We start from the raw sequence: 1,507 nt of genomic DNA, 5'->3' as shown, positions 1-1,507 counted from the left end.
GCCGCACGCACTCCAAATAGGGTGGCGGATTGTTCAGTTGTTTATCTACACTGCTGTTCAAGTGTGTATCTTCATTCGTCTGTAGTTTATCTACAGTCACATACCCATCCGGTGCACTGTCTGCAATACATCCAGTTACATCAGTTATATGGTCAAGCCTCACGGGCAATTAGTATTGGTTAGCTCAACGCCTCACAGCGCTTCCACACCCAACCTATCAACGTCGTAGTCTTCAACGGCCCTTTAGGGGACTTAAAGTCCCAGGGAAATCTAATCTTGAAGGAGGCTTCCCGCTTAGATGCTTTCAGCGGTTATCCCGTCCGAACGTAGCTACCGGGCAATGCCATTGGCATGACAACCCGAACACCAGGGGTTCGTTCACTCCGGTCCTCTCGTACTAGGAGCAACTCTTCTCAAATTTCCAACGCCCACGGCAGATAGGGACCGAACTGTCTCACGACGTTCTAAACCCAGCTCGCGTACCACTTTAAATGGCGAACAGCCATACCCTTGGGACCGGCTTCAGCCCCAGGATGTGATGAGCCGACATCGAGGTGCCAAACACCGCCGTCGATGTGAACTCTTGGGCGGTATCAGCCTGTTATCCCCGGAGTACCTTTTATCCGTTGAGCGATGGCCCTTCCATACAGAACCACCGGATCACTATGACCTACTTTCGTACCTGCTCGACGTGTCAGTCTCGCAGTCAAGCACGCTTATGCCATTGCACTAAACTCATGATTTCCGACCATGATTAGCGTACCTTCGTGCTCCTCCGTTACTCTTTGGGAGGAGACCGCCCCAGTCAAACTACCCACCATACACTGTCCTCGATCCGGATAACGGACCTGAGTTAGAACCCCAAACATACCAGGCTGGTATTTCAAGGACGGCTCCACGATGACTGGCGTCACCGCTTCAAAGCCTCCCAGCTATCCTACACAAATAGGCTCAGAGTTCAGTGCAAAGCTGTAGTAAAGGTTCACGGGGTCTTTCCGTCTAGCCGCGGGAACACGGCATCTTAACCGCGATTTCAATTTCACTGAGTCTCGGGTGGAGACAGCGTGGCCATCATTACGCCATTCGTGCAGGTCGGAACTTACCCGACAAGGAATTTCGCTACCTTAGGACCGTTATAGTTACGGCCGCCGTTTACCGGGGCTTCGATCAAGAGCTTCGCCGAAGCTAACCCCATCAATTAACCTTCCGGCACCGGGCAGGCGTCACACCCTATACGTCCACTTACGTGTTTGCAGAGTGCTATGTTTTTAATAAACAGTTGCAGCCACCTGGTTACTTCGACCAGCGTCAGCTTAGGGAGCAAGTCCCATCACCAACACCGGCGCACCTTCTCCCGAAGTTACGGTGCTATTTTGCCTAGTTCCTTCACCCGAGTTCTCTCAAGCGCCTTGGTATTCTCTACCTGATCACCTGTGTCGGTTTGGAGTACGGTTCTCTATAACCTGAAGCTTAGAAGATTTTCTTGGAAGTATGGCATCAACCACTC

At 51.7% G+C, this 1,507-nt stretch carries 1 rRNA gene; it reads right to left on the bottom strand.

The annotated features are described in order from the left end of the window. Positions 1 to 148: 148 nt before the first annotated feature. Positions 149 to 1,507 (bottom strand): 23S ribosomal RNA (locus G8770_RS23765); the annotation flags it as partial.

Origin of the sequence: Pseudomaricurvus hydrocarbonicus, assembly GCF_011602365.1 — a bacterium.
GTDB classification, from domain to species: domain Bacteria; phylum Pseudomonadota; class Gammaproteobacteria; order Pseudomonadales; family Cellvibrionaceae; genus Pseudomaricurvus; species Pseudomaricurvus hydrocarbonicus.
This window is presented reverse-complemented; position numbering and strand designations above follow the sequence as displayed.